This window comes from Cellulomonas sp. PhB150 (genome assembly GCF_003755175.1).
Taxonomy (GTDB): domain Bacteria; phylum Actinomycetota; class Actinomycetes; order Actinomycetales; family Cellulomonadaceae; genus Cellulomonas.
This window is the reverse complement of sequence record NZ_RKHX01000002.1, coordinates 530,874-552,575: the sequence shown is the minus strand read 5'-3', so window position 1 is coordinate 552,575 and position 21,702 is coordinate 530,874. Positions and strand designations below refer to the sequence as shown.

Here is a 21,702-nt window from a genome sequence, read left to right as displayed (position 1 = left end):
GTTCTCCTTCGACCCGGGTGCGGGTCAGTCGTCGGTGCCCGCAGGAAGCGTCCAGCGGATGCTGGTGCCCTCGCCTGCGGGCGGGTCGATCCAGATCTGACCGCCGTGGAACTCGACGATCTTCTTGCACAGGGCCAGGCCGATGCCCGTCCCCTCGTACACGTCCTTGGCGTGCAGCCGCTGGAAGATCACGAAGACCCGGTCCGCGTACTGCGCGTCGATGCCGATGCCGTTGTCCTGGCAGCGCAGCTCCCACTCGCCCTTCGACGAGTCTTCCACGCGCCGTGCCCCGAGGTGGATCTGCGGCACGCGGTCCGGAGCGCGGAACTTCACCGCGTTGCCGACGAGGTTCTGGAAGAGCTGTACGACGAGCGGGAGCTCCCCGCGCACGGTCGGCAGCTCGTCGTGCGTGATGACGGCGCCCGCGTCGGCGATCGTCTGCTCGAGGTTGTCGAGGGCGACCGCGAGCGCGGCATTGAGGTCGACGTCCGTGACCTCGCCACCCACGCGGCCCACCCGGCTGAACCCCAGCAGGTCCTGGATCAGCCGCTGCATGCGCTTGGCGCCGTCGACGGCGAACTCGATGTACTGGTCGGCGCGCTCGTCCATCTGCCCGCCGTAGCGCTTCTGCAGCAGCTGGGTGAAGCTCGCGACCTTGCGCAGCGGTTCCTGCAGGTCGTGCGAGGCGACGTACGCGAACTGCTCGAGGTCGCGGTTCGAGCGGCGCAGCTCCTCGGCCTGGTCCTCGAGGCGCGCGTGCTGCTCCTCGACGGCCTGGACCTGGGTGAGCAGCGCCGTGCGCATCGACTCGACGTCGCGCGCGAGGTCGGCGATCTCGCCGGGGCCGGTCGCCGTGACCGGGTGCGTGAGGTCGCCGTCGGAGACGATCCGGGCGTCGGCGGCCAGGTCGTCGAGCGGCTCGACGACCCAGCGCCGCAGCGCGGTCCACAGCAGGATGCCGACCGTGACGGCGGCGATCGCCAGCAGCGCGACGACGACTGAGGCGTAGCGCGTCCACTGCGCGAGTTCGGCCGCCACGTCGCGCCGGACGTCACCGACCTCGTCGGTGAAGGCGGTCACGTCGGCGCGCAGCACGTCGAACTGCTGCTTGCCCGCCTCGACCTCGGCAGCAGTCACGGACTCGGACCCCTGCGAACGGACCTGCGCGATGAGCGGCTCGGCGTAGTCGTCGATCCAGGCGCGCGCGGCGGCATCCGCGGCGGCCGCGGTCTCGTTCAGCCGCGGCTCGGTGCTCACGCCCGCCAGGTCGTCGGCCAGGTCGGTGAACGAGGGCAGGGCCTCGACGGTCGTCGTGTAGGGGGCGAGCGTGTCCTCGTCGCCCGTGAGCGCGAAGCCGCGGAGCCCGGTCTCGGCGTCGACGTAGGCGACCAGGGCACGGTCGGCGCCGACGACGGCCCCGAAGATGTCCTCCGTGACGGCGGACTGGCGGTCGGCCAGCTGGGCGAAGACGTACGCGGCGCCGGCGAGCAGCAGCCCGAGCACCACGCCGGCCACGACGAGCAGCGTCGTGAGGCGACGGCGCAGGGTCATGCCCGTGCGACCGGGCGCGGCGGAGGTCACCGGCAGTGCCGGTGCGCTCACGCTCACGCGCCCCACCCGAGGACGACGACGGCGGCGTCGTCGACGAGGTCGCCGCCGTGCAGCGTGCGCACGTCGTGCAGGACGCGCTCGACGAGGTCGACCGGCTCGCGCGACGCGTCGTCGACGAGCGCCCGGTCCACGACGGCGAGCAGGCCCGGCTTGCCGAGCCGCTCGGGACCACCCTCGACGGTGGCCTCGAGCAGGCCGTCGGTGTACATCATGAGGCGCCAGCGCGGCCCGAGGTCGAGCACCTGCGCGTGCCAGGTGCCCCCGACCGGGATCCCGAGCGCGCGCCCACGACGGTGCGTGGGCGGCAGCTCGGACGGCGGGCCGAGGATCAGCGGGACCGGATGGCCCGCGAGGTACATGTCCGCCGAGGCGCGGCCCGGCGCGATGACGAGCATCGCGACCGTGGTGAACACCTCGGGCCGCGCACGCTCCGCCTCGAGGACCACCTCGAGCAGACCCAGGATGTCGCCGGGGCGGGTGCCGGTGAGCACGAGCGTGCGCCACGCGGTGCGCAGGGTCGCGCCCAGCGCCGCCTCGTCGGGTCCGTGCCCGCAGACGTCGCCGACGATCGCCAGGACCGTGCCGTCCGGCCGCTCGACCACGTCGTAGAAGTCGCCACCGAGGACGCCGTCCCGACCGGCCCGGTAGCCGACGCGGACCTCGAGGCCCTCGTCCTTGACCACCGGCTTGGGCAGCAGAGCGCGCTCGAGCCGGTTCGTCTCCTCGGCGCGGACCAGGCTGCGGTAGAGCTCACGGTCGGTCGCCTCGAGCCGGCGTCGCTGGACCGCGTAGCGCACGGCGCGGCTGAGGCGATGGCCGTCCACCTCGTCCTTGACGAGGTAGTCCTGCGCGCCGGCGGCCACCGCCTGGACGCCCGTGTCGCCGCCCTGGAGCCCGGTGAGCACGACGACGGCGGGGGCGCCCGCGGCCAGGAGCCGCTCGAGGGCGGGGATGCCCGTGGCGTCGGGCAGGCCGAGATCGAGCAGCACGCAGTCCACGTCGAGGGCCTCGACGGCCTCGTCGAGCGTGCGGACCCACGTCAGCTCGACGTCGAGGCCGGCGTCCTGCAGGTGCTCCGTGACGAGCACCGCGTCCCCGTCGTCGTCCTCGACGAGCAGGATGCGGATCTGGCGCTCCTCGTCGTGGGTGCGCGGGGTCACGCGGTCACGCAGGGGGCCGGTCGCGGCGGCAACGTCCGTCACGGGCGTCCTCTCTCTCGGGCACCCCGAAGCGTACGGTGCGCACCGCGGGCCTGCCCCCCGACCACCCGTTCGGCCCCCGCGGGCTCGCCTGCCCCGGACGGGGGACGCGCGCGCGATCGGCAGGGCGGATAATGGACGGCCGCTGCGAGCGCCGTCGACGGTCCTCGCGGCGCGGCACGTGGTCGGCAGGTGGTCGGTGGACGGGAGAACGCGCACGTGACAGGCACGAACGACGAGCTGACCGGTGAGCAGAAGACGGTCGACGTCATGTACGGACGCCTCGACGAGCTGCGGTCAGGCACGCGCGAGCGGCTCGCGGAGGTCCGCCGGACCGGGCCCGCGGGTTCCCCGCAGAACCGCAGCGAGCGCGACGCGTTCGCGACCCTCTACGAGGACCGCCTCTCGCAGCTCGAGGCCGTCGAGGAGCGCCTGGTTTTCGGGCGCATCGACCTCGACGACGACACGCGCCGCTACATCGGACGCATCGGCCTGACGGACGACGAGCAGACGCAGCTGCTCACCGACTGGCGCGCACCCGCCGCGCAGGCCTTCTACCGGGCCACCGCCGCCCACCCGGACGGCGTCGTGCGCCGGCGCCACGTCGTCACCCGGGGCCGGACCGTCACGAGCGTCGAGGACGAGGTCCTCGACCTCGACCTCCTGACCGACGAGGACGCGCAGGGGCGCCTCGACGGGCTCTCGGGCGAGGGCGCCCTCCTGGCCGGTCTGCGCGCGGGCCGCACGGGCCGGATGGGCGACATCGTCGCGACCATCCAGGGCGAGCAGGACGCGATCATCCGGTCCGAGCTCGGCGGCGCGCTCGTCGTCCAGGGCGGCCCGGGCACGGGCAAGACCGCCGTGGCCCTGCACCGCGCGGCCTACCTCCTGTACGCGCACCGCCGGATGCTCGAGCGCTCGGGCGTGCTGCTCGTCGGCCCCAGCCGCACGTTCCTGCGCTACATCGACCAGGTGCTCCCGTCGCTCGGCGAGACGGGCGTGGTCACGACGACCATCGCCGAGCTCGTGCCCGGCGTCCTGGCGGCCGGGACCGAGGACGAGCAGGTGGCCGAGCTCAAGGGCCGCGCGTCGATGGCGGGGGTCGTCGCGCGCGCCGTGCGTGCACGCCAGCGGGTGCCCGCGGAGTCCACGACCGTCCGGATCGACGGCGTGACGATCGTCATCCGTCCGGGCGACATCGCCGGGGCGATGCACCGCGCCCGCCGCCAGCACCGTCCGCACAACCAGGCGCGCGTGACATTCGTGCGGGACATGCTCGGTCGGCTCGCCGACCAGTACGCCGCCCAGCTCGGCTGGGACGTCCAGCCCGACGAGCGCCAGGAGATCATCGGCGAGCTGCGCGGCGACCGGGACGTGCGCGTGGCGCTCAACCTCGCCTGGATGCCGCTGACGCCGCAGAAGCTCCTCTCCGACCTGTACTCCCGGCCGTGGCGCCTGGAGTCGGCCGCGCCCGACCTCACGCCCGCGCAGCGCGCGCTCCTCGCCCGTGACGCGGACGCGCCGTGGACGCCGGCCGACGTGCCGCTGCTCGACGAGGCCGCCGAGCTGCTGGGCGAGGACGACCAGGCAGCGCGCGCGCAGGCCCGCGTCGCCGCGGAGCAACGGGCCACGGAGGTCGCCTACGCGCGGCAGGTGCTCGAGTCGACGGGCTCCGGCGCGATGGTCTCCGCGGAGCTGCTCGCGGACCGCTTCGCCTCCGGGGGCCCGGTGCTGACCACGGCCGAGCGCGCGGCGAGCGACCGGTCGTGGACCTACGGGCACGTCGTGGTCGACGAGGCGCAGGAGCTGTCGGCCATGGCCTGGCGTGTGCTGCTGCGCCGCGTGCCGACGCGGTCGCTGACCATCGTCGGCGACGTCGCCCAGACCTCCGCGGCAGGCGGCGCCCGCAGCTGGCGGCGCATGCTCGACCCGGTGCTGCGCGACTCGTGGCGGCTCAACGAGCTCACGGTGAACTACCGGACGCCCGCGGCGGTGGCCGACGCCGCCGTCCGGATGGCGAAGGCCGCGGGCCTGCCCGTGAGCCCGCTGACCTCCGCACGCGAGGTCGACGACGCGCTGCGGATCACGCGTGAGCCCGCGGGCGACCTGCTCGGCGCCGTCGCCGACCGCGCCAAGCAGGCCGTCACCGACGTGTCCGACGACCTCGGGGCGGGCCGCGTCGCGGTCGTCGCCGTCGACGCGTCGGTGCCCGCGGTGCGCGACGCGCTCGTCGGCGCGGGCCTGACGCCTGCGGTCGGTCAGCCGACGACCGCCGCCGACCTCGACGCGCCCCTCGTGCTGCTCACGCCGCGCGAGGCCAAGGGCCTCGAGTTCGACGCGGTCGTGCTCGTCGAGCCCGCCGACGTCCTGGCCGAGTCCGCGGGAGACCTGTACGTGGCGATGACGCGCCCCACGAGGGTGCTCCACGTGGTCCACAGCGCCGACCTGCCGGCCGGGATCGCGGGCTGAGCACCTGTCCGCTGGTCGGACGGTGCCGTGCCCGGCACTCGGACAGGCGCACGATAGGCGCGTGCCCAAGGCCCTGCTGCTCGAGAACCTCCACCCCCAGTCGCGCGCCATCCTCGAGGAGGCCGGCTTCGACGTCGTCACCCGCACGGGTGCGCTCGACGAGTCCGAGCTGATCGAGGCGCTCGAGGGGGTCCACCTGCTCGGCATCCGCTCCAAGACCCAGGTCACGGCGGCGGCGATCGAGCAGGCCGACGACCTGGTCTCCATCGGTGCGTTCTGCATCGGCACGAACCAGATCGACCTGGCCGCGGCCGCCTCGCGCGGAATCGCGACCTTCAACGCGCCGTTCTCCAACACGCGCTCGGTCGTCGAGATCGCGATCGCCGAGATCATCGGCCTCACCCGCCGCCTGACCGAGTTCGACAAGCAGATGCACGACGGCGTCTGGAACAAGTCGGCGGTCGGCGCGCACGAGGTCCGCGGTCGCACCCTCGGCATCATCGGCTACGGCAACATCGGCACGCAGCTGTCGGTCCTGGCGGAGAACCTCGGGATGTCCGTGGTCTTCTACGACACCGCCGAGAAGCTCGCGCTGGGCAACGCCCGCCGGATGCACACGCTCGACGAGCTGCTCGAGACGGCCGACGTCGTCACGCTGCACGTCGACGGTCGCTCCGGGAACGCCGGCCTGTTCGGCGCCAAGCAGATCGCCCGGATGAAGCCGGGCGCGGTGCTGATGAACCTGTCCCGCGGCTTCGTCGTCGACCCTGCCGCGCTGCGCGACGCGATCGTCTCGGGCCACCTGTCCGGCGCCGCCGTCGACGTGTTCCCTGTCGAGCCCAAGCGCAAGGGCGACCCGTTCGAGTCCGAGCTGCGCGGCCTGCCGAACGTCATCCTCACGCCCCACACCGGCGGCTCGACCGAGGAGGCGCAGGAGGCGATCGGCCAGTTCGTCGCCCACAAGCTGCGCGACTACATCGCGACGGGCTCGACCACGCTGTCGGTCAACCTGCCCAACGTGGCGCTCGACCAGTACCCCGGCGTGCACCGCCTGGCCTACCTGCACCACAACGTCCCCGGCGTGCTGGCCGGCATCAACGCGACGCTCGCCGAGCACGGCGTGAACATCGAGGGCCAGCTGCTCGCGACGCGCGGCGACATCGGCTACGTCGTGACCGACGCCGGCTCGCCGGTCGACCCGGCGGTTGTCGCCGCGCTGTCGTCGCAGCCGTCGGCGATCCGGTTGCGCGTCCTGTCCTAGTTGCAGTCCCAGTTCCTCCCAGACGAGCGGCCCGCCCCCAGCGATGGAGACGGGCCGTTCGTCGTGCGGGTGGTGCCGTGGATCAGGCCGAGCCGGACTTGCGCTGGAACCGCCGCTGGGACGGGCCCGCGGTCTCGGATCCGTGCACCTGTCCGGTGTTCGTCGTGCCGTCCGCCGTGCGGTGGCTCGCCGACTTCTTGCGGTCCAGTGCCTCGCGGAACTTGGCCTTGGCGTCCTCGCTCACGGCTTCTGCCTTGTCGTCCTGCGCCATGGCGTCTCCTTCGTCTCGTCGTGCCGCCCGCAACGCGCGGGCTCGACCCCAGCCTGACTGACACCGGCTCCCGGCGCCAGCGAGTTCCACGTCAGCCGACGGGCAGGTACGTCGACCACCAGGTCAGCACCTGCTCGAACCGGGCCTTGCGGTGGCTCGGCCGCCCCGAGCGCGTGAGCTCGTGCCCCTCACCGGGGAACAGCAGCAGCTCGGAGTGCACGCCGCGCCGCTTGAGCTCGACGAACCAGCGCTGCCCCTGCTCGACCGGGCAGCGCCAGTCCTGCTCGGAGTGGATCACCAGGGTCGGGGTCCGCACGGCCGCGACGTGCGCCATCGGCGACTGCGCCGCGACGGCGTCGGCATCCTCGCCGAGGTAGCCCATGCCGAAGAACCAGCCGATGTCGCTCGACCCGACGAAGCTCACCGGGTCGAGGAAACCGCGCTCGACGATCGCGCCGGCGAACCGGTGCGTCCGGGTGGTGAGCCAGGCGGTCATGTAGCCGCCGTAGGACCCGCCCATGACGCCGACGCGGTCCGCGTCGAGCTTCTCGTGCGTGAGGGCGGCGTCGAGCAGCGCGAGGACGTCGTCGGCGTCGACCGTGCCGAAGCCGTTCTTGATCGCCAGCCCGTGCGCCCGGCCGTAGCCCGCCGAGCCGCGCGGGTTGCCGTGCACGACCGCGTACCCGGCCTCGACCAGGCCCTGCACCTCGTCGAAGACGGCGTGGGTGTACTGCGCGAACGGCCCGCCGTGGATCAGCAGGATCGTGGGGTGCGGGCCGGGGTAGCGCTCGGGGTCCGGAAGCGTCAGCCAGCCGTGCACGGGATAGCCGTCGGGGGCCGTCGCGGTGAGCTCGACGCCCGTGCGGAGGCGACCGGTCGCGACCAGGTCGGCGGAGAAGTCCGTCAGCATGGTGGAGCCGACGACGAGCTCGCCCGACGACGTCGCCGTGGCGACGACCGCGACGAGCGCACCCCCACCGACTCCGGCAGCGGTCACCACGACGGGGCCGTCGACCAGGTCCTCGAGGCTGCCGTCCTGGCCCACCCGCACGAGGTGCACCGCCCCGCGGCGCTGGTCGGCCACGACCGGGCGACCCTCGTGCTCGAGCAGCAGGTCCGAGAGCAGGTCCACGGTCTCGAGGTCGGTCAGCCGGCGCGGGGTCGCGCCCTCGGTGAGCGGCAGCTCGAAGAGCCCGTTCTGCGCGGCGACGAAGTCGAGGCCCGACTCACCGGCGTCCGACGCGACGAACCAGAGCACCGACCCGTCCGCGGACGGGCGCATGCCGTAGACGTCGAGCGTCGAGCCGTGGTCGGCATCGGTGAGCGGCACCGGACCGGAGAACGCGCGCGCGGCGATCTTCACGACGTCGCTGCGCAGGTCCTGCTCGTGGTTCGCGTGCCGGGCCATGGGTGCGACGAGCGCCTCGTCGTCCAGCCAGGCGAAGGACCGCACGCCCTGGTGGCCCTGCGTCAGCGCGAGCGGCTCGACCTCCGCGTCGTCGGCCGGCACGTCGAGGACGAAGAGGTGCTGGGGGCGGTCCCGGGTGAAGCCGAGCCCGTCCGCGCGGTACTGGACCTCGGTGATGTGGCGCGGCGCCTCGGCCGCGGGACTGCCGTCGGCCTCGTAGCGACCCTCGTCGGGCACCCGGGCCAGGTAGGCCACGCGCGTGCCGTCGGGCGAGAACTGCGGCGAGGACGCACCCAACGGCGCGTCCGTCAGCCGGCGCGGCTCGCCACCCGTCGCCTCAACCAGGTGCACCTGCGGCTTGCCGCCCTTCTCGGCGCGCGTGAACGTGACCCAGCGCCCGTCCGGCGAGACGGCCGGGGCGGTGTCGCGGAAGCCGCGGGTCAGCCGGCGCCGCTCGGAGCCGTCGAGCGGGACCAGCCACAGCCCGCCGACGTACTCGTCGGACTCGAGGTCCGGCCGGAGCACCGAGACGATGGCGGCCGTGCCGTCGGGGAGCACCGCGGGGGTGCCGGGGACGTGGAGATGCGTGATGTCGTCAGGAAGCACCGGACGACCGTACGTCAGGGCGCCGACATGCCGCTCAGGGAGCCGACGGCTCCTCGGCCGTGTCGTCCTCGTCGTGGTCGGTGTGCCCGGCGCGCAGGACCGTGATGGCCGCCTCGAAGTCCTCGAGCGACTCGAACGCCTGGTAGACGCTCGCGAACCGCAGGTAAGCGACCTCGTCGAGGTCACGCAGCGGGCCGAGGATCGCCAGGCCGATCTCGTAGGCGTCGATCTCCGCCGAGCCCGACGACCGGAGGGTCTCCTCGACCTTCTGCGCCAGGATGGCGAGGTCGTCCTCGCTCACGGGTCGGCCCTGGCACGCCTTGCGGACGCCCCCGACGATCTTGTCGCGGCTGAATGGCTCGGTGGCACCGGAGCGCTTCACGACCGAGAGGCTGGTCGTCTCGACCGTCGTGAAGCGACGGTTGCAGTTGGGGCACTGGCGACGGCGGCGGATCGACGCGCCGTCGTCCGACGTGCGCGAGTCCACGACTCGCGAGTCCGGGTGGCGGCAGAACGGACAGTGCAACGGAGCATCCCCTTCGGGTGGAGCGCGGCCGGCTGGCGTGCGCACGACCGACGATGGCCGTCGCGCCGCCGTGGGCGCCCCCGTGACGCTAGGCCACGGCCGGGCGGGGCCGCAAGGCAGGTCGGTCCGTGCACGAGCTCCGGCCGCGCCCGCACAGCACTCGGGGCGATCGCCGTGTGGCGACCGCCCCGAGCCGGGACGCCCCCGTCCCTGTGCGGGGCCGACTCGCCTCGGCCACCGCGTGGTGCTGCGGGTGAGCGGGAGATCGCAACCCCCTGGCTCCCGCGCCTCTCGTGAGCCCCCCAGCTCTCCGAATGAGGTAAGGCTAACCTAGCCTAGCGCCCGACCGACTGCAACCGTGACCCCGGCCACACCGACCACCCGGGGTTCTGCGTGCCGTCAGCGCTGGGGGACCAGGATCGTCTGGCCGGCCATGATGCCGCTGCTCGGGAGGTTGTTGAGCCGGACGAGCTCGGTCACGGCGTCGCCGACGGACTCCCCCGGAACCACGGACTGCGCGGCGATGCCCCACAGCGTCTCGCCGCTGACGACCTCGTGCTCCACGACCTGCTGGGTCGAGCCGGGCGCGTCGGCCAGAGCGCGGCCGCCGAAGAGGATGACGAGCGAGCCGATGACGGCAGCGACGACCAGCACGAGTGCGCGGCCGCGCCGGGTGAGCGTCAGGCCGTGCAGCCCGGAGGCGCGCGGTGCAGGCCGCGGGGCGCGGTCCTGGTGCATCCGTGATGCCGGTGCCGTCCGGACCCGGGGGCCCATCGCGATCGCACTCATGTCGACTCCACCTTTCGCGAGCCCGATGTCCGGAAGTTCCGGCCGATCGGATGTTGCTCGAACGTCTGTACGTAGAACGTCTGTACGATGTCTACCAGCAGCGGCCGACACGTGTCGAGTCTTTGTCGAACAGATGTTTGAAATCCTCGACGTGGTTGCCTAGGCTGGCCGCGTAGGTACAGCGCACCACCGACCACTGACACGACTGGTCCCAGGCGTCCCGCGCACGGTTGCGCGATACCGAGGAGCACGGGCACCACCACCGGAACGACCGATCAGCAACGACCGATCAGCTCGCCCCTCGGGCAGAGCCGCGAAGGAGAGGCCGCACGTGAGCGACGAGACGTCCACCCAGGACCTGGCAACGGTGCACGCACTGCCCGACGCCCCAGCAGGCCCCGACGGGCTGACGGCCCGGCAGCGCCTCGTGCTCGACACGATCCGGTCGTCGGTGGAGTCGCGCGGCTACCCGCCGAGCATGCGGGAGATCGGCGAGGCGGTCGGGCTCAACAGTCCCTCGAGCGTCAAGCACCAGCTGACCGCGCTCGAGCGCAAGGGCTACCTCCGCCGCGACCCGAACCGGCCGCGTGCGATCGAGGTCGTCCACCCCGACGACTCGCGTGGCGTGAGCACCTGGGGCGCCGCGGGAGCGGCGTCGTTCGTCGACAACGAGGCACCCGAGCGCGACGGCGCCCCGGCACCGAGCTACGTGCCGGTCGTCGGCCGGATCGCCGCCGGTGGCCCGATCCTCGCCGACCAGGTGGTCGAGGACGTGTTCCCGCTCCCCCGCCAGCTCGTGGGTGACGGCGAGCTCTTCCTGCTCAAGGTCAGCGGCGACTCGATGATCGACGCGGCGATCTGCGACGGCGACTGGGTCGTCGTGCGGCGCCAGCCCGTCGCGGAGAACGGCGAGATCGTCGCCGCCATGATCGAGGGCGAGGCGACCGTCAAGACCCTCAAGCGCGCCGACGGCCACGTGTGGCTGCTGCCGGCCAACGCCGCCTACTCCCCGATCGACGGGGACGACGCGGTCGTCCTCGGGCGCGTGGTGAGCGTGCTGCGCAGCCTCTGACCCGGTACGACGACGGCCCCGACGCGAGCAGCGTCGGGGCCGTCGTCGTGTTGGGAGCTAGAAGCCGAACTGCCGCGCCACCGCGCGCACCGCGTCGGCCGACGCGCGCAGCCCCGCGAGCTCGTCGACCGACATGGGGACGGCGAGGCGGTCCCCGACACCGGACGAGCCCACGATCGTCGGCACCGACAGGCACACGTCGCTGATGCCGTAGTAGTCGTCCAGCAGCGAGGAGATCGGCAGGATCCGCTGCTCGTCCTTGAGGACCGCCTCGATGATCCGCGAGCCGGCCAGCGCGACGGCGTAGTTCGTCGCGCCCTTGCCCTCGATGATGCGGTAGGCCGACTCGACGACCTCGCGCGCGATGTCCTCGCGCACCGCGGCCGTCATCGGCGACGAGCCGTTCGAGCCCTGCCACTCCAGCAGCGGCACCGCACCGATGCTTGCCGAGCTCCACAGCGGCAGCTCGCTGTCGCCGTGCTCGCCGGCGATGTACGCGTGCACGTTCTGCACCGCGACGCGGGCGTGCTGGGCGATCAGGTAGCGCAGCCGCGAGGAGTCGAGGACGGTGCCCGAGCCGAACAGCTGGGTGGGCGGCAGGCCGGAGATCTTCAGCGAGGCGTAGGTCACGACGTCGACCGGGTTGGTGACCATGACGTAGACGGCGTTCGGCGCGACCTCCGTCACGGCGGGGAGCACCTTGCGCACGAGCGAGATGGTGGCCTCGGCGAGGTCGATGCGGGTCTGCCCGGGCTTCTGCTTGGCGCCTGCCGTGAACATGACGATGTCCGCGTCCGCGCACACCGCGATGTCGTCGGAGCCGACGACCTCCGCCATGGGCATGAACTGGATGCCGTGCCCGAGGTCGAGCGCCTCGGCCTCGACCTTCGCCTTGTTGATGTCGTAGAGGGCGACCGTGCGGGCGGCGCCGCGCATGAGGGCGGCGTAGGCCATCGTCGAGCCCACGGCACCGGCGCCGACGATCGCCAGCTTCGAGGTCCGGCGGGGGGTTGGACGCGGGCCCAGCGGGACCTCGTCGATGTCGTCAGGCTGGGTCATCGGGCACTCCCTGTCGTGGTCCGGCTGGGCACTCGAAAGGCTAGCCGGTGGACGACCGCGCTGCTCACGCCCCCCGCAGCCGCTCCAGCGCGGACACGACTGCCGCGCGGTCGGTCGTCGGCCAGAAGTCCGGCATCGAGCGGGCGAGGAAGTCCCCGTACCGCGCGGTGCGCAGCCGCGGGTCGAGCACGGCGACCACGCCGCGGTCCTGCGTGCCACGGATGAGGCGCCCGGCCCCCTGCGCCAGCAGGAGTGCCGCGTGCGTGGCGGAGACGGCCATGAACCCGTTTCCGCCCGCCGAGCCGACCGCGTCCGAGCGGGCGGACCGCACGGGGTCGTCGGGCCGCGGGAACGGGATCCGGTCGATGATCACCAGGGAGCAGGACGGCCCGGGCACGTCGACGCCCTGCCAGAGCGAGAGCGTGCCGAACAGGCACGTGGGCTCGTCGGCGGCGAACTGCGCGACCAGGGTCGGCAGCTGGTCGTCGCCCTGGAGCAGGATCGGCACGTCGAGCCGCTCGCGCATCGCCTCCGCCACCGCGTTCGCGGCCCGCCGGGACGAGAACAGACCGAGGGTGCGCCCGCCGGCGGCGGTGATCAGCGCCTGGATCTCGTCGAGCTGGGCCTCGGTCGCGGGCTCGCGGCCCGGCGGGGGCAGGTGCTTGGCGACGTAGCAGATGCCCTGCTTGCGGTAGTCGAACGGGCTGCCGACGTCGAGCCCGTGCCAGGTCAGCGCGGCGGGCCTCGCCCCGTCGGCTGCGGGACCGACCGGCTCGGCGTCCGCGCGCACCTCGAGCCCGACCGCGCGGGCGACCGGGTCGAACGAGCCGCCCAGGGCGAGCGTCGCCGACGTCAGCACCGCCGAGCGGCCCGACAGCAGATGGGTGCGGATGAGCCCGTTCACGGCGAGGGGCGCGGCGTGCAGCCTGGTCATGGGCGTGCCGCGCCGGTCCTCGCTGCGCGCGCACCACAGCACCGTGTGCTTGTTGTCGTCGGGGTCGGCCGCCATCCGCTCGGCCACCTCGAAGAGCATGAGCATCGCCGACGCGGCCATCTTCAGCCCGCCCTCGGCACCGCCGCCCTTGGCGGTCGTCGTGTCGGGCTTGAGGACGCTGAGCAGCGTGCGCGACGCGTCGCGGACCGCGGCGACCGCGGCGCGCGCCTCGTCGGGCAGCCCCCGCGGGAACCGGCCCTCGGGCATGGTCACGAGGAAGGTCGCGAGCGCCTGCCCGGCGGAGTCGAGGTCGGTCGTCGGCACGCCGCCGTGCCGGCGCGCGAGGCGAGCGGCGTGCTCGATCGTCGCGAGCGAGAGCTCCGCGGTGGCCTGCGCGGTCACGCGGTCGGTGAGCTCGTGCGCCTCGTCGACCACCAGCACGTCGTGCTCGGGCAGGACGTTGGGCGACCCGGACGCGGCGATGCCGAGCATCGCGTGGTTGGTCACGACGACGTCCGCCTCCCGGGCGAGGCCGCGCGCCCGCTCGGGGAAGCACTCCGTGAGCATCGGGCACTTGCCACCGATGCACTCCAGCGACGTGACGGACACCTGCCGCCACGCGCGGTCCGTGACGCCCGGGACCAGGTCGTCCCGGTCGCCCGACTCGGTCTCCTCGGCCCACTCGCGCAGGCGCACGACCTGCGCGCCGAGCGACTCGCCCGTGCCGGGCCGGTCCGTCCCGCCGAGCGCGGGGTGCTCCGCGGCACCCGCGTTCTCGCCGAGGTCGAACAACGTCGCGCCCTCGTCCTCGGGGTAGCCGCCGGAGACCTTGTTGATGCAGACGTAGTTGTGCCAGCCCTTGAGCAGGGCGATCTTCGGCGCGCGCGGCAGGCGCGGCGCAAGGGCGTCGGCGACGAGCGGGAGGTCGCGCGTGATGACCTGGCGCTGCAGCGCGAGGGTGGCCGTGGAGACGACGACGCGCTCGTCCTCGAGCACCGCGTGCCGCACCGCGGGCACGAGGTAGCCGAGCGACTTGCCCGTGCCCGTGCCCGCCTGGACCAGCAGGTGGTCGCCGGTCTCGAGGGCCGCCGTGACCGCGAGCGCCATCTGGTGCTGGCCGTCGCGGCGGGACCCGCCCAGGACGCCGACGGCGAGGTCGAGCAGGTCGTCGACCGTGGGCTCGTCCGTCCCGGCGGTTCGCGGCTTCGGGGTCGTCGAGGCGGCTTCGGTCGGGGGCACCGCGTCAGCGTAGTGCGGCCCGGCGACGTCCGGGTCCAGCCCTGTGGGCAGCCTCAGACGGCGACGGCGGCGTGCTGCAGCTCGACGGCGAGGGCCTCGTCGACCCGGGCGCGCAGCAGCGTCCCTTGCTCGATGTGCTCCTCGGAGTCGATGTCGCCGTGCAGGTGCACGCGGCTGACCAGGTCGCCGCGGTCGTACGGCACGACGACCTCGACGAGCACGCCCGGACGCGGCAGCTGGTCGGCGACCAGGAGCTGAAGCTCGTCGATGCCCTCGCCCGTGTGGGCGGAGACCACGATCGTGTGCAGCTCGCGCGAGCGCAGGCGCGTGATGACCTCGGGCGCGGCCAGGTCGGCCTTGTTGAGCACGATGATCTCGGGCACGTCCATGGCGCCCGGGATGTCGGCCAGCACGTGCCGGACCGCCGCGATCTGACCCTCGGGGTCCGGGTGCGAGGCGTCGACGACGTGCAGCAGCAGGTCCGCGTCGGCCACCTCCTCGAGCGTCGAGCGGAACGCCTCGACGAGCTGGTGCGGCAGCGCACGGACGAACCCGACGGTGTCGGCCAACGTGTAGACGCGTCCGTCCGTGGTCTCCGCGCGGCGGACGGTCGGGTCCAGCGTGGCGAACAGCGCGTTCTCGACGAGCACCCCGGCGTTGGTCAGCCGGTTGAGCAGGGAGGACTTGCCCGCGTTGGTGTAGCCCGCGATGGCGACGGACGGGATCGCGTTCTTCTTGCGCGACGCGCGCTTGGTCAGGCGCGCCGGCTCCATCGCGGCGATCTCCTTGCGGAGCTTGGCCATCCGGTTGCGGATGCGTCGGCGGTCGAGCTCGATCTTCGTCTCACCGGGTCCGCGCGAGCCCATGCCGGCGCCCGCGCCGCCCACCTGACCACCGGCCTGGCGGGACATCGACTCGCCCCACCCGCGCAGGCGCGGCAGCAGGTACTCGAGCTGCGCGAGCTCGACCTGCGCCTTGCCCTCACGGGACTTGGCGTGCTGCGCGAAGATGTCGAGGATCAGCGCGGTCCGGTCGACGACCTTGACGCGCACGATGTCCTCGAGCGAGCGGCGCTGCGACGGCGCGAGCTCGCCGTCGACGACGACGGTGTCGGCCCCGACCGCCGCGACGACGGTCGCGAGCTCCGCGGCCTTGCCCGAGCCGAGGTAGGTGCCCGGGTCCGGCGACCGGCGGCGCTGGAGCATGCCGTCGAGCACCTCGGAGCCGGCCGTCTCGGCCAGCGCCGCGAGCTCCCGCAGCGACACCTCGGCGTCGTGCACGGTGCCCGAGCCCCAGAGCCCGACGAGCACGACCTTCTCGAGCCGCAGCTGGCGGTACTCGACCTCGGTGACGTCCTCGAGCTCGGTCGACAGGCCGCGCACGCGCCGCAGGGAGGTGCGCTCCTCGAGGTCCAGCTGGTCGCCGTCGTAGGAGGAGTGGACCGTGGCGCCCGCCTGGAGCGCCGTGCCGGCCCGGGCGAGCACCCGCGCGACGACGTCGTCGGCCACCTCCTGCGCGCTGCGGGCCACCGGGGTGTCCTGCGTCTCGCGGATGGTGGGCTGCGGGTCGTTCACGCGGTTCCTCTCGTCGGACTGCTCTGCTCGGCGCGTGATCATCGGTGCGTGACCATCGGCGCGACGATTCCAGGGTCGCACGCGCCACCCACCCGGTCGACCCATTTCGCTGCCGGCCGAGCGCGTGGGGGGCCACGGGTAGGGTCGTCCGGTGACCGGGCACGACCACTACTTCACCGCGCAGCCGGCCTCGGCCGACGAGCGCCGCACCCTGACCGTCGACCTCGCGGGCCGGTCCCTGGAGGTCGAGACCGCGCCGGGCGTGTTCTCCGCCGCGCACCTCGACCACGCCACGGCCGTGCTGCTCGACGAGGTCCCGGCTCCCCCGGCGCACGGCGACGTGCTCGACCTCGGCTGCGGCTGGGGGCCCATCGCACTGAGCCTGGCGCTGCAGTCCCCCGCCGCCCGGGTGTGGGCGGTCGACGTCAACGAGCGCGCCCTGGACCTGGTCCGCCGCAACGCTGCCCGCCACGACCTCGGCGGTGTCACGGCCGTGACGCCCGACGAGGTGCCCGACGACGTGCAGTTCGCCGCGATCTGGTCCAACCCGCCGATCCGGGTCGGCAAGGAGGCCCTGCACGAGCTCCTGCTGCGCTGGCTCCCGCGCCTGGCGGACGGCGGCGAGGCGCACCTCGTCGTCGGGAAGAACCTCGGCGCCGACTCGCTGCAGCGCTGGCTGGCCGACGCGCTCGGTCTGCCCGTCGAGCGCACGGCGAGCTCGAAGGGCTTCCGCGTGCTGACGGTGCGCCGGCCGGCGAGCGGGACGTGAGCGCGGCGGACGCCACGCCCGCGAGCACCGTCGAGCTGCGGCCCGACGCCGCCTGGAAGGCCCTGCGCGTCACCACGTGGTGCCTGTTCGCGCTGATCTTCCTCGCCGCGTTCGAGGCCCTCGCCGTCACCACGGTGATGCCGACGGTCTCCGACGCGCTGGACGGCGCCGACCTGTACGCCTTCGCGTTCGCGGGCACGCTCGCCGCGGGCGTGGTGGGCATGGTGGTCTCGGGCGGCTGGGCGGACCGCCGAGGACCGCGCGGCCCGCTCGCCACCGCCGTGGGCCTGTTCGCGACCGGGCTCCTGCTCGCCGGGCTCGCGCCGACCATGGAGCTGTTCGTCGCCGGCCGGCTCGTGCAGGGTCTCGGTGCGGGCGGGATCACGGTCGCCGTCTACGTCGTCGTGGCGCGCGCCTATCCCCCGCTGCTGCACCCGCGCGTGTTCGCGGGCTTCTCGGCGGCATGGGTCGTGCCCTCGCTCGTCGGTCCGCCGCTGGCCGGTGCCGTCGCCCAGCACGTCGGCTGGCGGTGGGTGTTCCTGGGAGTCGCGGGCATCGTCGTGCCCGTCGCGCTCGTCGTGCTGGCCCACGTCGCGCGCCTCGGGCCCCCCGACGAGCCCGCCGCGGCCTCGGGCGGCCGCCGGATCGCGTGGGCGTGCCTGGCGGCTGTCGCCGTGCTCGGGCTCAACCTGGCCGGGCAGGCGAGCACGCCGTGGGACCTCGTCCTGGCCGCCGCCGCGACGGTCGTCGTCCTCGTCGCGCTGCGGCCCCTGCTCCCCCCCGGCGCTCTGCGTGCAGCCCGCGGGCTGCCGAGCGTGGTCAGCGGGCGTGCGCTGCTCGCCGGCGCGTTCTTCGGCGCCGAGGTGTACCTGCCCTACCTGCTGACCCGGCGCTACGACTTCTCACCGACGCTCGCCGGCATCACGCTGACCGCGGCCGCGATCACGTGGGCGAGCGCGTCGTGGGTGCAGGGGCGGCTCGTCGGCCGGCTAAGCGACCGGGACGCGGTCCGGATCGGCACGGTGCTGGTCGCGGTCGGCGTCGGCAGCTCGTGCGTGGTCGCCGCCGCGCACGCGCCGGCCGCGCTGCTCGTCGTGACCTGGGCCTGCTCGGGCGCCGGCATGGGGCTGAGCTACGCGCGGCAGACGGTGCTGGTCCTCGGCTACTCGCAGCCCGGCACGCAGGGCACCAACAGCTCGAGCCTGACGATCGCCGACAGCACGGGCGCGGCGTGGTCCCTGGCGGTCACGGGGCTGGTGTTCAACGCCGCCACGGGCCTCGACGGCCCGTTCGTCGCGACGCTCGCGTTCACCACGCTGCTCGCCGTCGGTGCCGCGCTCGTCGCCCCGAGGGTGGCGTCCCGGACTCGTCAGCCGGCGACCGAGGCGAGCACCGCGCGCACCTGAGCCAGCGTCGGCACCCCGCTCGCGCGGTGCCGCACCTCGCCCGCGGCGTCGAGCACGAGGACCGTGGGGGTCGCGTCGATGGCCAGCCGCTCACCCAGCTCCAGGTGGTCGGCCACGTCCAGGTCCACGTACGCGACGTCGTCGGCGGTCGCCACGGCGCGCTCCACGACGATCCGCGTCATGCGGCAGGGCTGGCAGAACGTGCTGGAGAACTGCACGACGGTCGCGCCCGCACCGAGGGCGATCCCGAGGTCCTGGGCGCCGAGCTGGGTCATCGCGCCGCCAGGGCCTCGAGATCGACCTGGGCGTCGGCGACGAGGACCGCCGGGCCGGCGAGCTCGGCGTGGCCGTCGGCCAGCGCGGTGACGCGGACGGTCCCGCCCGGGACGTCCACGAACCAGACGTCGGGCGCGCCCGCGCCGGCCCACGTCCGCACCGCCATCGCAGCGGCGACCGCACCCGTGCCGCACGAGCGCGTCTCGCCCACGCCACGCTCGTGCACCCGCATGCGCAGCCGGCCGACGACGACGCCGTCGACGTCCTGCTCGCCGAGCGGCACGACGAGCTCGACGTTGGTCCCGCCCGGCGGCACGGGCGTGACGGCCGGCGAGCGCGTGAGGTCCGCGCCGTCCAGCTCGTCGTCGCGCAGCGCCAGGACGGTGTGCGGGTTGCCCACGTCGAGGCTCAGCGCGGGCCGCGCGACCTCGAGCCCGGCGACCTGCACCTCGGCGTCGAACCCCGCGGCGATGACGGCGGGCCCACCGGGTACGGTCCAGCGCCCCATGTCCACGGCGTACCAGTCCTCGCCGCCGGTCGGCGCGGCGACGCGGCGCACGCGGCGCACGCCGGCCCGGGTGCCCAGCGCGAGCTCCTCGACCCCGTCCCACAGCCCGAGCCGTTCGAGGTAGGCCGCGAACACGCGCACGCCGTTGCCGCACATCTCGGCGATCGACCCGTCGCCGTTGCGGTAGTCCATGAACCACCGCGCGGCGGGCTCGACGGCCAGCACCGCGGCCCCCTCGGCGACCAGGTCCGTCGCGACGACGCGGATGACGCCGTCGGCGCCGAGCCCCGCTCGGCGGTCGGCCAGCTCGCGCACCAGCGCCTCGGACAGGTCCACCGAGCCGTCGCGGTCGTCGAGGAGCACGAAGTCGTTCTGGGTGCCGTGGCCCTTCGTCACACGCAGGCTCGCGAAGGTCATGAGCCCAGCGTACGGCGCGGCGCGGGGTCGTCGGTGGCCGGTCCGAGCGTCCCGGCGTCGGCCCTCGCGACGAGGTCGAGCGCGCGTTCGACCAGGTCCGGGTCCTGCGCGTCGAGCCAGTGCACGCGCGGGTCGCGGCCGAACCAGCCCATCTGCTTGCGCGCCAGGCGACGGGTGCCGGCAGCGGTCGCCGCCCGGGCCTCGTCGGCGGTCAGGGTGCCGTCGAGCATCGCGACGACCTCGGCGTACCCGACCGCGCGCGACGCCGTGCGGCCCAGGCCGGCGGCGACGAGACCCTCGACCTCCTCGACCAGCCCGAGCGACCACATCCGCGCGACGCGCGCCTCGATGCGCTCGTCGAGCGTCGCGCGCTCGTGGTCGAGGCCGATCTGCACCGCCGGCACCTCGTAGACGTGCTGCGGCAGTGACGCCGAGTAGGGACGCCCGGTCAGGGCGATGACCTCCAGCGCGCGCACGATCCGGCGGGCGTTGCGGGGCCCGATGCCCGCCGCGGCGACGGGGTCGATCGCCTCGAGCTCGGCGTGCAGCGCGCGCGAGCCCTCCGCCTCCACCCGGGCCTCGAGCGCGTCGCGCACCGCCGCGTCCGTCCCCGGGAACTCCATCGCGTCGAGCAGCGCCCGGACGTACAGCCCCGACCCGCCGACGGCGACGGCGCGCGCGCCCCGGGCCTCGATCGCGGACAGCTCGGCGCGGGCGAGCGCCTGGTAGTCGGCGACGGAGGCGTCCTCGTGCGGGTCCAGGACGTCGAGCAGGTGGTGCGCGATGCCGCCACGCTCGTCCGGGCGGAGCTTGGCCGTGCCGATGTCCATCCCGCGGTACAGCTGCATCGCGTCGGTGTTGACGACCTCGCCGCCCAGCGCGGTGGCCAGGGCGATCCCGAGGTCGGACTTGCCGGTGGCCGTGGGGCCGACGACGGCGACGACGAGGCTCACGACGCCCGCCAGAGGATCGCAGCGTGCTGGGCACCGGCCAGCACCTCGGCGTGCTCGAGGTGTCCGACGACGCCGGCGTCGACCGTCCCCAGCAGGACCTGCCACGGCGCCCGGCCGGTCACGGCCAGCTCCCGGGCGCCGTCGCTCGTGAGCGCCGCGAGCCGTGCGCGCGCCGTGGGGCTCGGGCCCGCGAGGTCGGCGAGCAGCGCCTCGTCGTAGGCCGGCGCGGTCTCGTCGTCGGCGAGCGGGGCGTCCGGGCCGTGCCTGCCGCTCGCCGAGCCCACGACGACGAGCGCCGTGCGCTCCCCCTGCACGAGTCTCGCGCCGAGGTCCGCGAGGCCCGGGCCGGCGGCCACCTCGACGACCCTCGTCGGCCCGGTGAACCCCGCCCGGGCGAGCAGGTGCAGGCCGACCGACGCCGGGACGCCTGCGCGCGACCGCGCCCCGGCACCGACTGCCGGCGCGGGCCAGTCGAGCCGGTCGTCGGGGACTCCTGCGGCGCCGAGCGACGCCACGACGAGCCCGGCCAGCTCCCGCGTCACGGGCCCGGGCGCGACGACGACGACCGCCGCCGCGCCCGAGACGGCCGCGTCGACGACCGCGAGCGCCGCGGCCCGGAGCCGGCGTCCGGGGTCGCCGAGACCACCGGCACCCGCGACCAGCAGGGCGGTGTCCGGCACGAGGGCCGCGGCGAGCAGCACGCCTCCTGCTACTGCTGCTGCTGCTCGGCGACGATCCGGGCGATCTCGGCCTTGGCGGCGGCGGCGACCTCGGGGAAGCGCTCGTCCAGGCTCGTGAAGAGCGCGAGCGACGTCGAGATGGCGCAGCCCAGGTGCTGGTCGAGCTGCGCGTCGGTCAGGCCGGGCTCGTAGTCGACCGAGTGCTCGGTGTAGATGCCGAGCAGGTCGCCCTCCTCCACGCGGACGTAGACCTTGGGCCAGATCCGGCCCGCGTTCCAGTCGTTCGCGAGCACGAGCGCCTGGCCGAGCTCCGAGGCCGGCAGGCTGCGCGACCAGCGGCCGCGGACCTGCAGGTACTCCGAGTCCTTGCCGAGCAGCAGGAAGTAGAAGACGTGGTCGTCCCAGCGACCACCGATGTCGCCGTCGTCGTCGACGCCGTAGTTGTACCCGCGCGCGTCGAGCCGCGCCTTGATGCGGTCGCGGCTGACCGCGGAGAGCGCCGAGGGGCCGGCATCGTCTGCGATGGGCTCGAACGCGGCCGCAGGGAGCGCGGCGGGGTCGAAGTTCGTCATGTGGGTCACCGTTCGGATCGTGGTCGTCGTGCCCCCCGACCCTAACGACCGTGACCGATCCTTGCCGCCACCGGACCGACGTCGGACGCGGCGGGTAGGGTCT

At 74.1% G+C, this 21,702-nt stretch carries 19 protein-coding genes; 5 read left to right on the top strand and 14 right to left on the bottom strand.

Translation table 11 applies throughout. The features are described from left to right. Positions 1-24 precede the first annotated feature (24 nt). Positions 25-1,608 carry an ATP-binding protein gene (locus tag EDF34_RS09940; RefSeq protein ID WP_233575300.1) on the bottom strand — a complete coding sequence of 528 codons (1,584 nt, stop codon included), beginning with the start codon at positions 1,606-1,608 and terminating at the stop codon, positions 25-27. Further along, positions 1,605-2,813, bottom strand: a complete 1,209-nt coding sequence (locus EDF34_RS09935) for a PP2C family protein-serine/threonine phosphatase (protein ID WP_370450043.1) — start codon at positions 2,811-2,813, stop codon at positions 1,605-1,607. The genes EDF34_RS09940 and EDF34_RS09935 overlap by 4 nt, the downstream gene beginning before the upstream one ends. Positions 2,814-3,080: 267 nt before the next feature. On the opposite strand from EDF34_RS09935, the gene EDF34_RS09930 reads away from it, so the two are divergent. Together EDF34_RS09930 and serA are read left to right on the top strand one after the other, a co-directional pair. Beyond that, entirely contained in the window at positions 3,081-5,279 is a 2,199-nt protein-coding gene (locus tag EDF34_RS09930) for an AAA family ATPase (RefSeq protein WP_123371332.1), read from the top strand. Between the two features lie 61 nt (positions 5,280-5,340). Then, positions 5,341-6,540, top strand: coding sequence for a phosphoglycerate dehydrogenase (gene serA / locus EDF34_RS09925; RefSeq protein ID WP_123371178.1), 1,200 nt, complete (start codon positions 5,341-5,343; stop codon positions 6,538-6,540). 82 nt (positions 6,541-6,622) lie between these two features. Here the strand turns inward: serA and EDF34_RS09920 are convergent, their stop codons facing one another. The 4 genes from EDF34_RS09920 to EDF34_RS09905 all read right to left on the bottom strand — a co-directional run bounded on the left by EDF34_RS09920 (position 6,623) and on the right by EDF34_RS09905 (position 10,140). After that, positions 6,623-6,811, bottom strand: a complete 189-nt coding sequence (locus EDF34_RS09920; RefSeq protein WP_123371177.1) for a DUF5302 domain-containing protein — start codon at positions 6,809-6,811, stop codon at positions 6,623-6,625. Positions 6,812-6,902: 91 nt separating this feature from the next. After that, on the bottom strand, positions 6,903-8,825 hold the full coding sequence (locus EDF34_RS09915; protein ID WP_123371176.1) for a S9 family peptidase: 1,923 nt from the start codon (positions 8,823-8,825) through the stop codon (positions 6,903-6,905). Between the two features lie 34 nt (positions 8,826-8,859). Next, positions 8,860-9,351, bottom strand: a complete 492-nt coding sequence (gene nrdR / locus EDF34_RS09910; protein ID WP_123371175.1) for a transcriptional regulator NrdR — start codon at positions 9,349-9,351, stop codon at positions 8,860-8,862. Between the two features lie 399 nt (positions 9,352-9,750). After that, entirely contained in the window at positions 9,751-10,140 is a 390-nt protein-coding gene (locus tag EDF34_RS09905; protein WP_123371174.1) for a LysM peptidoglycan-binding domain-containing protein, read from the bottom strand. A 331-nt stretch (positions 10,141-10,471) separates the two neighbouring features. Here EDF34_RS09905 and lexA point away from each other — a divergent pair, with 331 nt between their 5' ends. Next, positions 10,472-11,212, top strand: coding sequence for a transcriptional repressor LexA (lexA, locus tag EDF34_RS09900; RefSeq protein ID WP_199737763.1), 741 nt, complete (start codon positions 10,472-10,474; stop codon positions 11,210-11,212). Positions 11,213-11,269: 57 nt separating this feature from the next. Here the strand turns inward: lexA and EDF34_RS09895 are convergent, their stop codons facing one another. The 3 genes from EDF34_RS09895 to hflX all read right to left on the bottom strand — a co-directional run bounded on the left by EDF34_RS09895 (position 11,270) and on the right by hflX (position 16,018). Beyond that, positions 11,270-12,271 carry an L-lactate dehydrogenase gene (locus EDF34_RS09895; protein ID WP_123371172.1) on the bottom strand — a complete coding sequence of 334 codons (1,002 nt, stop codon included), beginning with the start codon at positions 12,269-12,271 and terminating at the stop codon, positions 11,270-11,272. Between the two features lie 64 nt (positions 12,272-12,335). Beyond that, positions 12,336-14,444, bottom strand: a complete 2,109-nt coding sequence (locus tag EDF34_RS09890; RefSeq protein ID WP_123371171.1) for an ATP-dependent DNA helicase — start codon at positions 14,442-14,444, stop codon at positions 12,336-12,338. Between the two features lie 53 nt (positions 14,445-14,497). After that, positions 14,498-16,018 carry a GTPase HflX gene (gene hflX, locus EDF34_RS09885; RefSeq protein ID WP_123371330.1) on the bottom strand — a complete coding sequence of 507 codons (1,521 nt, stop codon included), beginning with the start codon at positions 16,016-16,018 and terminating at the stop codon, positions 14,498-14,500. 151 nt (positions 16,019-16,169) lie between these two features. Between hflX and EDF34_RS09880 the strand changes: the two genes are divergently transcribed. Both EDF34_RS09880 and EDF34_RS09875 read left to right on the top strand, forming a co-directional pair. Continuing rightward, entirely contained in the window at positions 16,170-16,787 is a 618-nt protein-coding gene (locus EDF34_RS09880) for a class I SAM-dependent methyltransferase (RefSeq protein ID WP_123371170.1), read from the top strand. Then, positions 16,784-18,193 (top strand): MFS transporter, encoded by a 1,410-nt coding sequence (locus EDF34_RS09875; protein WP_233575299.1) that lies wholly within the window; start codon positions 16,784-16,786, stop codon positions 18,191-18,193. The genes EDF34_RS09880 and EDF34_RS09875 overlap by 4 nt, the downstream gene beginning before the upstream one ends. Here the strand turns inward: EDF34_RS09875 and EDF34_RS09870 are convergent. From EDF34_RS09870 to EDF34_RS09850, 5 genes are read right to left on the bottom strand one after another with little or no spacing between them, the layout of a single operon-like run. Continuing rightward, positions 18,157-18,468 (bottom strand): thioredoxin family protein, encoded by a 312-nt coding sequence (locus tag EDF34_RS09870; RefSeq protein WP_123371169.1) that lies wholly within the window; start codon positions 18,466-18,468, stop codon positions 18,157-18,159. The genes EDF34_RS09875 and EDF34_RS09870 overlap by 37 nt on opposite strands. Next, complete coding sequence (dapF, locus tag EDF34_RS09865) at positions 18,465-19,394, bottom strand: diaminopimelate epimerase (RefSeq protein WP_123371168.1); 930 nt, start codon at positions 19,392-19,394, stop codon at positions 18,465-18,467. The genes EDF34_RS09870 and dapF overlap by 4 nt, the downstream gene beginning before the upstream one ends. Further along, complete coding sequence (gene miaA / locus EDF34_RS09860; RefSeq protein ID WP_123371167.1) at positions 19,391-20,347, bottom strand: tRNA (adenosine(37)-N6)-dimethylallyltransferase MiaA; 957 nt, start codon at positions 20,345-20,347, stop codon at positions 19,391-19,393. Before miaA ends, dapF begins: the two co-directional genes overlap by 4 nt. Further along, positions 20,344-21,048, bottom strand: coding sequence for a hypothetical protein (locus tag EDF34_RS09855; RefSeq protein WP_123371166.1), 705 nt, complete (start codon positions 21,046-21,048; stop codon positions 20,344-20,346). The genes miaA and EDF34_RS09855 overlap by 4 nt, the downstream gene beginning before the upstream one ends. Before the next feature lie 8 nt (positions 21,049-21,056). Beyond that, the gene (locus EDF34_RS09850) at positions 21,057-21,599 is read right to left on the bottom strand and encodes a YbjN domain-containing protein (RefSeq protein ID WP_123371165.1); all 543 of its coding nucleotides are present in this window, start codon (positions 21,597-21,599) and stop codon (positions 21,057-21,059) included. Positions 21,600-21,702: the final 103 nt, after the last annotated feature.